General features: G+C 44.6%; 11 protein-coding genes. 10 read left to right on the top strand and 1 reads right to left on the bottom strand.

The window, feature by feature from the left end; translation table 11 throughout:
* Positions 1 to 3 precede the first annotated feature (3 nt).
* The 6 genes from PHF18_RS17200 (at position 4) to PHF18_RS17175 (ending at position 7032) form a co-directional block, all read left to right on the top strand.
* The gene (locus PHF18_RS17200) at positions 4 to 1689 is read left to right on the top strand and encodes an ATP synthase subunit A (protein ID WP_300104873.1); all 1686 of its coding nucleotides are present in this window, start codon (positions 4 to 6) and stop codon (positions 1687 to 1689) included.
* Between the two features lie 2 nt (positions 1690 to 1691).
* Positions 1692 to 3074 (top strand): ATP synthase subunit B, encoded by a 1383-nt coding sequence (locus PHF18_RS17195; protein ID WP_300104871.1) that lies wholly within the window; start codon positions 1692 to 1694, stop codon positions 3072 to 3074.
* 5 nt (positions 3075 to 3079) lie between these two features.
* Positions 3080 to 3712, top strand: coding sequence for a V-type ATP synthase subunit D (locus tag PHF18_RS17190; RefSeq protein ID WP_300104870.1), 633 nt, complete (start codon positions 3080 to 3082; stop codon positions 3710 to 3712).
* A 96-nt stretch (positions 3713 to 3808) separates the two neighbouring features.
* Positions 3809 to 3982 carry a hypothetical protein gene (locus PHF18_RS17185; protein ID WP_300104869.1) on the top strand — a complete coding sequence of 58 codons (174 nt, stop codon included), beginning with the start codon at positions 3809 to 3811 and terminating at the stop codon, positions 3980 to 3982.
* Between the two features lie 131 nt (positions 3983 to 4113).
* Positions 4114 to 6420 (top strand): carbamoyltransferase HypF, encoded by a 2307-nt coding sequence (hypF, locus tag PHF18_RS17180; RefSeq protein ID WP_300104868.1) that lies wholly within the window; start codon positions 4114 to 4116, stop codon positions 6418 to 6420.
* A 156-nt stretch (positions 6421 to 6576) separates the two neighbouring features.
* Positions 6577 to 7032: a DUF1699 family protein gene (locus PHF18_RS17175; RefSeq protein WP_300104867.1), complete on the top strand. Its 456-nt coding sequence runs from the start codon at positions 6577 to 6579 to the stop codon at positions 7030 to 7032.
* A gap of 49 nt (positions 7033 to 7081) precedes the next feature.
* Here PHF18_RS17175 and PHF18_RS17170 read toward each other — a convergent pair whose 3' ends face one another.
* Positions 7082 to 8782 carry a chromosome segregation ATPase gene (locus PHF18_RS17170; RefSeq protein ID WP_300104865.1) on the bottom strand — a complete coding sequence of 567 codons (1701 nt, stop codon included), beginning with the start codon at positions 8780 to 8782 and terminating at the stop codon, positions 7082 to 7084.
* Between the two features lie 801 nt (positions 8783 to 9583).
* Between PHF18_RS17170 and PHF18_RS17165 the strand changes: the two genes are divergently transcribed.
* The 4 genes from PHF18_RS17165 to PHF18_RS17150 all read left to right on the top strand — a co-directional run bounded on the left by PHF18_RS17165 (position 9584) and on the right by PHF18_RS17150 (position 14938).
* On the top strand, positions 9584 to 10378 hold the full coding sequence (locus tag PHF18_RS17165) for a corrinoid protein (protein ID WP_300104864.1): 795 nt from the start codon (positions 9584 to 9586) through the stop codon (positions 10376 to 10378).
* Positions 10379 to 10452: 74 nt separating this feature from the next.
* Positions 10453 to 11487: a uroporphyrinogen decarboxylase family protein gene (locus PHF18_RS17160; RefSeq protein ID WP_300104862.1), complete on the top strand. Its 1035-nt coding sequence runs from the start codon at positions 10453 to 10455 to the stop codon at positions 11485 to 11487.
* 209 nt (positions 11488 to 11696) lie between these two features.
* Entirely contained in the window at positions 11697 to 13064 is a 1368-nt protein-coding gene (locus PHF18_RS17155) for an MFS transporter (RefSeq protein ID WP_300104860.1), read from the top strand.
* 1019 nt (positions 13065 to 14083) lie between these two features.
* Complete coding sequence (locus PHF18_RS17150; protein WP_300104859.1) at positions 14084 to 14938, top strand: winged helix-turn-helix domain-containing protein; 855 nt, start codon at positions 14084 to 14086, stop codon at positions 14936 to 14938.
* Positions 14939 to 15158: the final 220 nt, after the last annotated feature.

The following is a 15158-nucleotide window of genomic DNA, read 5'->3' as shown; positions in this document are numbered from 1 at the left end:
GCTATCGGCTTGCAGGCAAAAATGTATGACCTGGTCAAAGTCGGTAATGAAGGGTTGATGGGTGAAGTCATCCAGATAGTAAAGGACAAGACCATCATCCAGGTATACGAAGAAACGGGAGGTGTCAGGCCAGGGGAGCCCTGTGTAACTACAGGGATGTCTCTGTCCGTGGAACTTGGTCCGGGTCTTCTTTCCAGTATTTATGATGGGGTTCAAAGACCTCTGCACGTCCTGCTTGCGAAGATGGGCAGCTTCATCCAGAGAGGTGTCACTGCAGACGGACTTGATCACAAAAAAATCTGGGAATTCAAACCCGTTGTCAAGAAAGGCGACTTTGTAAAAGGTGGAGAAGTAATCGGAGTTGTTCAGGAAACCGTGAACATTGAACACAAAATCATGGTGCCCCCAGATATCTCCGGTACAGTTTCTGAAATTAAGAGCGGAAACTTCACTGTTATAGAGACTGTCTGTACCCTTACTGACGGAACCGAACTGCAACTAATGCACAGGTGGCCTGTAAGAAGACCCAGACCTGTGGCGAAAAAAATGCTTCCCTCACAGCCTCTTGTTACAGGACAGAGAATCCTTGACGGACTTTTCCCTATAGCAAAAGGTGGAACAGCTGCAATTCCCGGGCCTTTCGGATCCGGAAAGACCGTTACCCAGCAGCAGCTTGCAAAGTGGAGTGACACTGAAATTGTGGTCTACATCGGTTGTGGTGAACGAGGGAACGAAATGGCAGATGTTCTGTCCGACTTCCCGGAACTCGAAGACCCGCAGACCGGAAGGCCGCTCATGGAGCGTACTGTCCTTATCGCTAACACTTCGAACATGCCTGTGGCTGCAAGAGAAGCATCTGTGTACACAGGGATCACCATTGCGGAATACTTCCGTGACATGGGATTAAACGTTTCTCTGATGGCAGACTCTACCTCCAGGTGGGCAGAAGCAATGAGAGAAATCTCCTCCCGTCTGGAAGAAATGCCTGGTGAAGAAGGTTACCCTGCATATCTGTCTGCGAGGCTTGCCGAATTCTATGAACGTTCCGGTGTTGCACTATCCCTTTGCGGTAAAGTAGGTTCCATTACTGTTATTGGAGCAGTATCTCCTCCTGGCGGTGACTTCTCAGAGCCTGTTACCCAGAATACCCTGCGTATCGTGAAAGTGTTCTGGGCTCTCGATGCCAAGCTGTCCCAGAGGCGTCACTTCCCGGCTATCAACTGGCTGAACAGTTACAGCTTGTACAAGGAAAGCCTTGATGGATGGTTTACTGAGAACGTGGCTTCGGACTATGTAGCTATGAGAGAAAGGGCAATGGGAATGCTTCAGGTAGAATCCGAACTGCAGGAAATCGTGCAGCTCGTAGGTTCTGATGCTCTTCCAGACGAACAGCAGCTCCTGCTTGAAATTACCCGTATGATAAGGGAAATCTTCTTGCAGCAGAATGCATTCCACCCCATAGACACCTACAGCCCGTTCTCAGAGCAGTACAAGATCATGCAGTCCATCATGAAGTTCGGAGACGCTGCACAGGAAGCTTTGAAATCAGGTGTTCTTGTCTCGGATATTATCAAGATGGAATCCAAAGACGAGCTTCCCAAGGTTAAGTACGAGGAGAACTTCGATGCTGCTCTGAACACCGTCCTTGCAAAGATGGATAAGGAGTTTGCAGCCATGGGAGGTAGGTAAGCATGGTAAAAGAATATAAGACAATCACTCAGATTGCAGGGCCTCTTGTCTTTGTCGAGAAAACAGAGCCTGTAGGTTATAACGAAATCGTTAATGTCAACCTTCCTGATGGAACCACTCGCAGAGGTCAGGTGCTGGACTCTTCTGCGGATGTTGTTGTTGTCCAGATTTTTGAAGGTACTGGCGGTCTGAACAAGGATTGCGGTATAGTTTTTACAGGGGAAACCCTTAAGCTTCCCGCATCTATTGATCTCCTTGGTAGGATCCTTTCCGGTGCCGGTGATCCTCTGGACGGCGGGCCCAGGATTGTGCCAGACCAGCTTCTGGACATCAACGGGGCTGCAATGAACCCCTACGCCAGGTTGCCTCCTAAGGATTTCATCCAGACCGGGATTTCCACAATTGATGGAACAAACACCCTGGTCCGTGGACAGAAACTGCCGATCTTCTCTGCATCAGGTCTTCCACACAACGAAATTGCCCTGCAGATTGCAAGGCAGGCTCAGGTGCCCGGAACCGATACAGAGTTCGCAGTGGTTTTCGCTGCAATGGGTATCACCAATGAAGAAGCCCAGTATTTCATGAGCGACTTTGAAAAGACAGGCGCTCTGGAAAGGGCAGTTGTATTCCTTAATCTGGCAGACGACCCTGCTGTCGAACGTCTCATCACCCCGCGTATGGCACTGACAGCAGCTGAGTACCTGGCATATGAGCACGGCATGCACGTTCTCGTCATCCTGACTGACATTACCAACTATGCAGAAGCTCTCCGTCAGATGGGTGCCGCCCGTAATGAAGTGCCTGGTCGTCGTGGATACCCTGGTTACATGTACACTGACCTTGCAACTCTCTATGAGCGAGCAGGCATTGTAAAGGGTGCCAAGGGATCAGTTACCCAGATTCCTATCCTCTCAATGCCTGGTGACGATATTACCCACCCGATTCCTGACCTTTCCGGATATATTACCGAAGGCCAGATTGTGATTTCCAGGGAATTGCACAGGAAAGGTATCTATCCGCCAATCAATGTGCTGCCATCCCTGTCGAGGCTGATGAACTCCGGTATCGGAGGCGAAAAGACCAGGGATGACCACAAGGCTGTTTCTGACCAGATGTATGCAGGATATGCAGAAGGGCGTGACCTGAGAGGTCTCGTAGCTATCGTCGGTAAAGAAGCTCTATCCGAGAGAGACTCGAAGTTCCTCGAATTTGCTGACCTTTTCGAAGAAGAGTTCGTTACCCAGGGCAGAAACGAGAACAGGACCATTGCAGAGACCCTGGATATCGGCTGGAAGATCCTCGCACACCTGCCAATTAACCAGTTGGGTAGGATTGACAACAAGTACATCCAGAAATACCATCCTGCACACAAAAAGGCTCAGTGATTGCCATGGCTCAAGACATAAAACCAACTCGGTCGGAGTTAATCCAGCTCAAGAAGAAAATCAAGCTCTCTGAAAGTGGGCACAAGCTCCTTAAGATGAAAAGAGACGGTCTTATTCTTGAGTTCTTTAAGATCCTTAACGAGGCAAGGAATGTCAGAACCGAGCTGGATATTGCTTTTGAAAAAGCTACGGGAAAAATCAATCTTGCCTGTGCTGTGAACGGAATGGTCGCAGTCAGGTCAACCGCTTTTACAGCAAAGCTATCCCCCGAAATCCAGCTTTCAGGGCATAATATCATGGGTGTTGTGGTGCCAAAGATCAGCTCTACCGGAGTCCGCAAACCCCTCTATGAGAGGGGTTACGGTATTATAGGAACAAATGCATACATCGACGAAACTGCCGATGCCTATGAGGATCTGGTAGAAAAGATCATAACCGCCGCTGAGCTTGAAACCGCAATGAAAAGGCTCCTGAATGAAATCGAGAAGACAAAGAGGCGTGTGAACGCTCTCGAATTCAAAGTCATTCCCGAGCTCATTGGAATCATGAAGTACATCCGCTTTACCCTTGAGGAGATGGAAAGGGAGGGTACTTTCCGGCTGAAGAGAGTCAAGGCGAGAATGGCTCAAAAATCATGAAAGTACATCCGCTTCACCCTTGAGGGGATGGAAAGGGAGATACATTCCGGCTTAAGAGGATCAAAGGGAGAATCAAATAACCAAGATCGGTTTGAAATGGTAAAACGCGACGATAAATTGAACCCGATTGAAAGAGCAGTACTTAAACTGGGTGAACCCGAAAACCAGGGCCGTCTACTGCAGATAGCCTGGCTTATCTCCCTTCTAATGATGGTTTTCGGGCTCATTATTATCTTAAGAACAATCTTTCCAAATTTTACCGTGACCTGAACTTCAGGACGGTTATTTTTTCTGAGATCGGCACAAAATATTATTTTTTTTCGGATTATTATTTCTCTTTCTCTGGTCCTGCTTATTATCAGAAAGCTATTTTAACGACGAATATCAATCCTAATTTCCTTATGCAAAACGAAGCCAGACTTCTTCATGTGACCGGCACGGTGCAGGGTGTCGGGTTTCGCCCCTTCGTATATCAGCTTGCTAAATTTCACCGACTTTCAGGGCACGTGAAAAATCTTGGAAACCACGTGGAGATCCTTATCGAGGGAAAAAGGGCAAACCTTGAACGTTTCCTTCATGACCTTCCTGAAAAAAAACCTCCCCTTGCCCGAATTACGGAAATCAAAATAAATACTATCTCTTTTTCCGGTTGTCCGGAGTTCGTTATCATACACAGTGAACCCGGAACATTTGAAAACTCCATAATTCCTCCGGATACGGCTATCTGTGATGAATGCAGGCTGGAGATCTTTGATCCCTTTTCCAGGTACTATCATTATCCTTTTACCGTCTGTACGAACTGCGGCCCACGCTATACAACAGTCTGTGCCCTTCCCTATGATCGGGAGAATACTACAATGGCAGATTTTCCCCTCTGCGGGGAATGTGAAGTGGAATATGCCGATCCTCTCAACCGGAGGCACCATGCCCAGCCCGTCTGCTGCCCGAAATGCGGACCTGAGCTCTGGCTTTCGGATTCCCAGGGGAAAGTGATTGCAAAGAGTTATGAAGCAATTGCAAAAGCTTCTGACCTTCTCCAGCAGGGTTCAATTCTATCGATCAAAGGCTTCGGAGGGTTTCATATTGCCTGCAATGCCCGAAAGGAAGAACCCGTACAGGAGCTTCGAAGAAGGCTGGGGCGGTCTGAGCAGCCTTTTGCGGTTATGGCAAAAGATGCAGTGGTTGTAGAGTCCTTTGCAGAACCTGGGGATGCAGGCAGGAAATGCCTCACATCTGTCCGCCGCCCTATAACCGTGCTTCCCAAATCAAAAGACTTCAGACTGGCAGAATCAGTTTCTCCTGACCTGCACGACATTGGGGTCATGCTTCCCTATACAGGCACACAGAACCTGCTTTTCAACCTCGTGCCGGATTCCGTATACGTTATGACCTCCGCAAACCTTCCGGGAAGGCCCATGGTTGTTGAAAATGAAGGCGCGCTTGAAAAACTTAAAGGGATTGTGGATTTTCACCTGCTGCATAACAGAGTTATTGCAAACAGGAACGATGATACGGTTATTCGGGTTGTGAACGGACAGAAGGCTTTTATCCGGCGTTCCAGAGGGTTTGTTCCCGAACCTGTAGAGTTGCCTTTCGAAGTAGGAGCGGCGGCAGGAGTGGGGGCTGAAATGAACTCTACAGTAACCCTGGCAAAAGGAAAATTGGCTTACATCTCCCAGTATATCGGAAATACCAGTCATGTGGAGACTTTCAGGTATCATTCTGAGGTTTTCCAGCATCTTGTCCGACTTACAGGTATAGAGCCTCTCAACTGGGGCTGTGACCTTCACCCTGCTTTTAATACAACCCGTTTTGCAATGAGCCGGGGTGGGAAAAAAACACTTCAGGTCCAGCACCACTACGCCCACATCCTTGCCCTCATGGCCGACAATTCTCTGCCAGAAGACTCCCGAATTCTGGGAATTGCCCTTGACGGAGCCGGGTACGGCAGGGACGGCACAGTCTGGGGAGGGGAGTTTTTGGGAGCTTCGTATTTCGGATATGAACGCCTGGGAAATCTGCTGCCTCAGCCTATGCCCGGGGGAGACCTTGCAGTAATAAGTCCTTCCCGCATGGTTCTTGGTATGCTTTTCGGGAGGCTTGGAGCAGCAGAACTGGAAAAACTTCCTCTTTACTTTCCCAGGGGCAGGCAGGAATTTTCTACAGTTATGCAGCAGCTTCAAAGAAAAATAAATGTTACTATGAGCAGCAGCACAGGGAGAGTGCTGGATGCGGCCGCAGCGCTTCTGGGCATATGCAGAATGAGGACTTATGAGGGAGAGCCGGCAATGAAGCTTGAGTCCGCAGCAAAGAAAAGCATTCACAGGCTAGACCTCCCTCTGGTTTTCAGAAAGGAGGGAGAGTCCGGAGCTCCTGTACTTGATACGACTGAGCTCCTGCTGGGGGTTTATGATCTTTCCGGGGGGAAATATTCCCCTGCTGATCTTGCGTTTGCCTTTGAAGAGAACCTTGCAAAAGGAATCTCGGAAATTGCCATTTCCCTTGCTACGAAAAACGGTTTTGAGATGGTTGGTCTGAGTGGAGGGGTTGCCTACAACGACCATATCACCTCATGCATTGCGGGAACTGTGAAGGAAGCAGGCTTTGAATTTCTCACACACCGCCATGTTCCTTGTGGAGACGGCTGCATTTCCTTTGGGCAGGCTCTCGCAGCCGGGCTTAGAAAAGATTCCGAAGGAACTCAATGATATCCGAAGCACTTAGTTCCGCCGGCAGGATTAACTTTCGCCCTTATGATGGTTTCTATCTGGAGTTTACTCATTCAACATACTGACATTTGATCCGAAAAACAGAAATACAAAATTAAATAAATGATCCATGCTTACATAGAATGGGAGCATAAAATGGGGCCAGGTAGTATACGGATTAGAGTGGTAACCAGCAGGGATGAAATCCTTAGCCTGGAACAAGAGGAGAAGGCAGTACACCTTGCTTTTCGGCCATCGGACAAGGATCTCTTCAGTCTGGTCAAGACCTGTCCTGGAATTGAAATACTTCAGCTTCCCGCATCTTCCTATGATGGACTTTCCAAATTTATAAAAATGTACCTTGAATCTTCAGGAATTCATCTTGTAAAAGGCGACGTCAGTGGGCACTGGCATGACCTTAATAATTATTTTGTAATACCTTCTTATGTGCTTGAAAAGATTAAGGAACTGGAGGTTCAGGGGAGAACAGAAGAAGAAATTATCGGTGAGGTAACAAATCTCCGGAAAATTAGCCCCGATATGATCCTTCATCTGCTTCATAGTTCTTTTCTTACTGCATACCCCGAAAGGCCCGGACTGAACAACATTTAAACAGCTTTTTAAAAAAGTGTTATGTGAAGGAAGCCGTTTTATTTCTGGCTTACAGGCGATTCCACCATTTTTTTGAGGCTTTCTGTTCTTCTATTTGTCTTAATCCTTCAGCTTCATATTTCTGCTGCATTCTGTACTTCCTGTTTTCATCATTGAGCCTGGAAACTTCTTCTTCTTTGCTTACAAGTGTTCCTTTGATCTGTTTTATTAGCTCGTCTTTTTCCCTGAGCTGCCCTGCCAGTTTTTCTTCTCCTACATATCCTGAAAGTTGTTTCTCAAGCTTTTTGACCTTTTCTTCGCTTGCGGCACGCATGGCTTCTACCGTGTTTATAGTTCTCTCTTTTCCGGCGAGCTTCGCTTCAATTCTCTTTACTTCCTCACTCGTTGCAATAACCTTGCCGGCAAGAGTCTTAAGGTTTTCATCTTTTTCCGAGATGCTTTCTTCAAGTTTTTCCATAGCCCTTTCTTTTTCCAGGAACTTTTCATGAAGTGCTCTTATCTCCTCAGCTTTTGCTTTGAGTGCCCGGTCATGGCTATTTCTCTCATTTTCTTTTTCACTCAGCTCTGACTCAAGTTTTCCTATTTCTGTATCCTTATCGGCAAGTTTTTCAAGGAATTCCTGAAGTTTTGAGTCCTTTTTCTGAATCTCTGTTTCAAAAACACTTATAGCCTCTTCCTTTTCGTTCAGGCTGATTTTAAGTCCTTCAATAACGCTACTGTTTTGATAAATCCGATCTTCGAGTCCTTTTATTGATTCAACTCTCTGGATAAGCTGATTCTCAAGATTCTTTGCAGCTTCATCTTTTTTAGCAAGGTTGTCCTCAAGGTTTCTTATTTGTTCGTTCTTTCCAACGGACTCTTTCTCAAATTCCTCCAGTTTACCTTCCTTTTCGGAGATAAGCTTTTCAAGTCCTTTGAGGGCGACTGCTTTGCCTGTGAGCTTTTCTTCAAGGTTTTTTATATTTTCTTCCGAACCTGATAGAGAATTTTTCAGGGCATCTATTTTTCCGGTTCCTGCTTCAAGCTCTTCCCTAAGCCTGATGATTTCACTGTCTCTGTCTGCAAACTGTTCTTCTAACTCTTTTATTCTCTGCAGGCTTTCTTCAAGTTTAATTTCCAGGCTTTTTAACTCTGTGTCCCTGTTTGCGAGTTTCAAATAAAGGGCATTTATCTCGGCTTTTTCTTTACTTTCCTCCACTGATGGAGTAAAATAAATCTCTGTTTCAGGCATCTTTGTTTCCATAATTTCTGTTTCAGGCATCTTTGTTTCAGGCATCTTTTTTTCCGGAATATATGTTTCAGTAATCTCTGTTTTGGGTTCCGAGGCTCGAAGTTCTTTTTTTTCTGAAATAAGGCAGATCTGTCCTCTTATGTTTTCACATATTTCAGCCCAGGCAAGAATTGATGCTATTGGCGTTATCCTCTTAAATACACTATCTCCGATCTTGCAGCCGTAGACTTTACTGGCTATATACCCTTCTATGGTGTTCAGATCAAGATTCGGATCTCCCAGCCTGGAGTTTGTTGCATTTCCTTTCTTCGCTTGCCCTCCATTTTCCTGCAAAAAATTAACGGCTTCGGAAAATATATTCCAGGGGAGAAATGGCTGATTTTTCAGGTTATCAACGTAGATTCCGTCTTCTTCAACTCGGGCTTCGAAAAACTGCTTTCCGCTCATAAGTGGAATCTTTGCTGGGTTTCCTTTTTTATCGAACTCATTTTTTATTTTTGCAACAACAAAATCTTCCATGTATAGCCCTCACAACAGTCTTAGTTTCTGGAATATAATAAGTATAACATTTAATAAAAGTTATGTTATTTTCTCAAAATATTATGGAGCAGAGAGTAAAAGATTTGCAAACATCAAATGTATTCTCTGGCACGCCAGTTCATTCTCTGTAAAGGAATTTTTAGTTTGGAGAGCTACCTTCACTGCCGGAAACTCAGGGGCATAATAAAAGCCCTCAAATTTCTATAAAAGGTCCTCTAATTCATGAATAAATCTTAAAACAGCAGGCTGAGTCCAGGATATCCGTTATTCTCTCGATACTTATATATACTTTGTAACTGTGGGAGAAATCAGTTACTATATATAAATTTAACATTTATATTTTATAGTCCAATATGGAATTCAATAGCAGACTGGAAATCAACACCATGCTGGAAAATCAACACCATGCTGGAAAATCAATGGCGTTGATACTATAAACGGGGACATTAATTCATCAAAGCTTGAAGGTTTTATAGAGAGACTCTTCAAAAATTAACATGTTTATTTTTCAGGGGTTCTTTGTTTTTCAAAAGCTTGTTTACTATCTTAAATATATATAATTTTTAATATACACAGCGATTTTTTATCAGGGCCACCTTTCCATTAACGTTATGAGTTTTTCCGATGACGGTTAGTATATCTATTTTTGAATCAATATTTAATTGCTTTCTGTTAGAAGAAGGAAAAGATCCGGATCTTAACCCTGTACCTCTTCAGATGCAACACGGAGTATCAATAATTGTGGATTATTAATGAGCTAATTAAACCAGAGGTATCAAAATGGATGATCTACCGGAAGAAGTCCAGGAATTAATCGAAGAACTGGACGAGGCAGCAGAAGATGAGGACGAAGATACAATCAAAGAGCTGACCCAGAAGCTTCTGGAGACCGGGGCTGATGTGGAAACAATTACCCTCAAAAAACTCTCTCTCCTGGTAATGGAAGGCGAGGAGGAAATGACCCGGGGCTGGACAGAGGTGGCAATTCAGGTCGGCATAGACCCTTTCAAGACTCTTATAGAGGGTCTAGCAGCAGGTATGAGTCTTATCGGGAAAAAATACGAACAGGGAGAAGCTTTTGTCCCCCAGCTTCTTATCGCTTCGGCTGCAATGTACGGCGGGATGGACCTTCTTGCTCCTTATATGAAGAAGGATGAAAACAGCAGTTCAAAGGCAGCAACAGTCGTCATAGGAACGGTTGAAGGTGATGTCCATGATATCGGAAAAAGCCTTGTAAAGACCCTGCTCAGTGCAAACGGTTTCAACTGTGTGGACCTTGGAAACGACGTACCTGCCTCCAGGTTCATTGAAGCTGCAAAGGAGAATAAGGCAACAGCAATTTCCATGAGCACCCTGATGACCACAACTATGGCTGAGATGCCAAAAGTCGTCAAGATGCTTGTAAATGAAGGCCTCAGGGACAAACTACTGGTGATGGTGGGCGGCGCTCCTATCACAGCAGGGTATGCAGCCCAGATAGGGGCAGATGTCTCTCCTCATGATGCAGCCAGTGCAGCAAGCTGGCTGAAAGAATCAATTGTTAATTTCCCATCTGAAAGCGTTAGATGGGGTTAAACTTTAAACAGGTGTTTGAGAATTGACCTGAGAGTTAAAAACGCATAAACGGAGTAAAAAAAGGAGATAAAAACATGGTATCTGAGATGACCTCAAAAGAAAGGGTCCTTGCAATGCTCAACAGAAAACCTGTTGACAGAGTTCCGGTAATCACTGGCTCTGCTATGGTCAAGGAATATATAGAGAAGAGTGGGAGTTCCTGGCCGGACTATCACTGTGATGCCGAGATGATGGTCAATACAGTGAGCCTGATGCATACTGATGCAGGGCTTGATAATATTGTGATGCCTTTTGGTATGTTCATAGAATCCGCAGCCCTTGGTCTTGAAGTAAAGATGGGAAGGATTGATATTCAGCCTTCGGTAAGGAGCTTTTTCAATAAGCCCGAAGAGGTAAAATATGACAACTTCCTTGAAAACAAATATGTAAAAACCACACTTGAAGCCATTAAACTCTCCAAGGAAAAGTCTCCCGATGCAGCAATTACTGCTTTCCTTGTTGCTCCCATAACTCTTACAGGAGACCTCATGGGTGCAGAGAACCTTTCCATGCTCAGCATCAAGTGCCTCCATAAAGAAAAACAAATGCAAAAAATGCAAGACTGGCTTTCGATAGCCCTGGAGATTAACAGGATCTATGCTGAGGCCTGTGTCGAAGCCGGAGCTGACATTATATACTATTCGGATGCATCAGCATCCCCTAATCTGGTAATGCCTGAGTTCTACTACCAGGTAGCCGTTCCGGCTGAAAAAGAGATCGGTGACTTCGTGCACCACCTTGGGTGTCCCTGGGAACTTCACATCTGTGGAGACACTGTCCCAATTATTGAAGGGATGGCTTCTACAGGTGCAGACTGCCTCAGTGTGGAACAGGCTGTTAATATGAAGGAAACAACCAAGATTGCCGGGGATGTACCTGTTATCGGGAATGTGACTCCTCTCCTGATGGTCGAAGGCACGGAAGAGCAGATTATTGAAGAAACAAGAAAAGGGCTCGACAGCGGAGCAAAAGCCAGTATGCTCGGATGCGGAACCCCACCCCTTAGTACGTCAGACAGGCTCAAGACCTGGGTTAAAGCTGTAGCTGATTGGTCTGCAGACAATCTTTGATGACACATTGGAAGAATCACGAATTAACTGTTTGAAGAAGAAAGCTGTCTCAGGAAGAAGGCTATCTCAAGAATAATATAATTTTTAGTATCTTCCTGAGTTCAGAAACTAAGGCTTCAGGTGCATCCTCTTGAGGATGCCTGAGTCCAGTACTCTCTTTACATTTGTATTATCTGTGTTCTTAATTATTGTTATTGGGAGCGATAGCTATGGAAATTAATCAGAATAATATGAACAAAGTAATGAAATATCGCTGGGTGGTGTTTGTTATTCTCGCCCTTGTATATTTCTTTGTGTATTTCCACCGAGTGTCTACCGCAGTAGTTGCGACTGACATTATGAATTCATTTGGAGTGGGAGCTGCATCTATAGGGCTGCTTGGTTCCGCCTACTTCTATGCATACACGGCAATGCAACTTCCAAGTGGGATTTTGACTGACAGCTGGGGTGTAAAAAAGACTGCCGGAGTTTTTACCCTGCTTGCTGCGGTGGGAGCTGTCCTGACGGGAATTGCTTCCAGTTTCACGATGGTCCTTATAGGCAGGGTGCTCATAGGGGTCGGGGTGGCAATGGTCTACATTCCTGTAATGAAGGTGCTTGCCATCTGGTTCAAAAAGAATGAGTTTGCTTCAATGTCCGGAGTCCTGCTCGCAATTGGAAACATAGGAGCCCTGAGTGCCGCTGGTCCTCTTGCTATAATGGCAGCGTTCTTTGGAGACTGGCAGAAGGTTTTCTTGATGCTGGGTGTCTTTTCCGGGCTGCTTGCAGTAGCTATCTTTGTGCTGGTTAAGGACAAACCTGAAGATATGGGCTGTCCCACTATTCCAGAAATCGAAGCCTACGAAAAGGGAGAGAAATACATTCCTCCGAAAGCCGTTGCAAAGATTCCGATGGGAGAAGCTCTCAGGCAGACGTTTAATTCCGGGATGAAGTTCTGGCCTCTGTCCATCTGGTTCTTCTTCATGTACGGAAGCCTTATGGTCTATCAGGGATTGTGGGGAGGCCCCTTTTTCAGGGATGTTCTCGGCTGGGACAAGGGAACCTATGCAGGAATCCTTTCTTTCATAGCAATTGGTATGATTTTCGGCTGCCCGATTGCAGGTTACCTCTCGGACAAGGTGCTCAAGTCCAGAAAGAAAGTCCTTATTGCAGGCACTGCCGTGTATATAGTTCTCTGGGGAATCCTCTGGTCTCAGGCAGGAAACATTACCAGTACCACCGCATACACCCTTATACACTTCCTCTTCGGGTTTTTTGGTGGTTTCTTTATTGTATCCTATGCCCAGATTAAAGACTGGTTCCCTTCATCGATTGTTGGAACTGCAATAGGTGCGTATAATATCTTTCCCTTCCTTGGCGGAGCCATCTTCATGACCCTGACCGGGAAGATGATGGAAGTTTCTGATGGAACTGTTGCTTCCGTAGCCCAGTATAAATCCGTCTGGCTGCTTATGTTAGCATGCATGATCTTTGCCTTCCTCTGTCTTCTGGTCTCCAAAGAAAAAGGCGCAGAAAAGGCTTCAGCTCCTGTAAAATTTACAGACGCCGGAGACTCGCCGGTTGGGTCTCAGAGATGAGGCATCAAAGATGAGAAAGGTATAGAGATCAGGAATGTATTAAAGAAGGTATCAGAGGCCGTGGCCGGTAAACAATAGTTCTCATATTTTCAGGCCCGCCAGCTGGGGGGAATGGGAGTGACTTTATTCTCCTAACCTTACCCCCTTAACCTTCTAGTAACGCGATTCAAAAGTCTTCCCCATGTTTGAGATTAAACATCATAAGTGTAAAAAAACCTCTTGAATTAAAAAACGTGCACATTTTCCGGAAGATGGAAAAAGAGTTTCCAGTGTATCTGAAAACCATCAGTCTTCCAGAAAATCCCTTATTCATCCGAAAAATCAAGGTAAATGGTTCTTCGTGCATTTTGCGGGAGCAGTTACTTTCTACAAATGTGCATAGCCGTTTAGAAAAGCAGAGTGCTTCCAGAAACCGAAATATTTTCCAGTAAGTTTGCAGTAATACCCTGCAAAAAGGCGAAGAGCTTTATTTACACACTTTCTGCAGGAGCCAGCCAGGAGGTCCCTGTACAGTGTTTCACGCTGATGGCAGTATACTCAGGCTTCTCCGAGAGGTACTGTCATCATATAATCCCCAAAGCAGAAAATAAGACCTTCAGCACCCTCTCTGCGCAGGCACAGATTTGCTATTTTAATGTGCTTGCGCAGGCTTATTTATCTGCAAAATCCTTTCCCGTTCTCGATCTCTTGAGCTGGTTTACTATATTTTCTATTTCTGGTGGATGCTTATTGTCCGATCTCTTTTTTCGACCCCTGACTTCTTATTTTTAATTTCCTCTCAAATTTTTTCTTTTTTTGTCTGCAAAATCTTTATTTCAGATTTTTTCATGGCTAATCTCCGGAAATAGTTGTATTATCTGGGACTCAAGGTAGGTGTTTAAGAACTTTCTGATACTTCCTAAATAATAACTTTTTAATATCAAGATCCCTATATTAAGTTGTTTATAAATTTCATTAAATATTCTCTTGTTCTCTTTTGTTTTGCCCTTAAGGTAGTTATAAGCCCCTGGTGATTGAGAGTGGATCCTTCATGCCTGATAAATACAATCTTCTTATCTGAAAAAAGAAAAAATGTACTGGTTCTTCTGTTGAATGAAGGGCCAAAGAACATCGATGAAATAAAAGAGGTTCTTGATGTCAATTCAAGTGCACTGATGCCCCAAATTAAAAAACTTCTTAAATGGGGTCTTGTAACCTGTGACCCAGTTAAAGACATTTATCAGTTATCTGATATGGGAGTTCTTATTGTTGAAAAATTAGAGGATTTTTTGAATATTATCAACATTTATGCAGAAAATCATGAATACTGGGAAACTCGTGACCTTAGCGAGATCCCGTATCATATGAGAAAAAAGATTGGAAATCTGAAGCACTGTGAGCTTCTGGAAGCAGACCGAGATTGCCTCTTTGAGTTCCATCCGAACGTTGTCGAAAATATTCTTGCCTCAAAATATGTTATGATGGCAAGCTCCACCTTTCAGCCTCAAACAGTCAGCATCTTTTCAAAGCTTCTTCAGAAGAACGCAAAGGTCTCTTTCGTACTTACGGGACAGGTTTTTGATAAGTTTTTTGACGATTTCCCGGATCAGTTTAAATTTTTCCTCGGGCACGAAAACATGAATATTTCCATACGCAGTGGACATATTGGCCCTCTGACTCTTGTTGTAACGAACACCTTTATGGCTCTCTGGCTCTTTGACAAGAATGGACGGTTTGATGGGACTATGCTTATAAGTTATGAGGAGAGCGCCCTCAAATGGGGAAGGGAACTTTTCACTTATTACTCCAGCATTTCAAATATGGCATATATTGACCCTGATTCTGGAAAAATGGAGTTCACGGGATATAATATCACAAAAGCCAATAAGTTCTAATTTTTTTAAGATTTTTTGTTTTTACCTGTATATTTCTCTGGCAATGTGCCTAATTTTCTGTAAAATCACAAATCTCAATAAGTTATTGGGGGGAAAATCCCGCATCAAGAGAACCAAATTTCATTCAGTACGCAATAATTTGACTTTGAATTGTCGGATAAGTCAAGGGGATTACTCCCCCCTTCTCTCCTAAGAACCGTACGTGAAAGTCTCCCTTCAT

The organism is Methanosarcina sp. (assembly GCF_028693135.1).
In the GTDB taxonomy this organism is placed as follows: domain Archaea; phylum Halobacteriota; class Methanosarcinia; order Methanosarcinales; family Methanosarcinaceae; genus Methanosarcina.
Note: the sequence above shows the minus strand (reverse complement) of the source record. Positions and strands in the feature narration are given on the sequence as shown.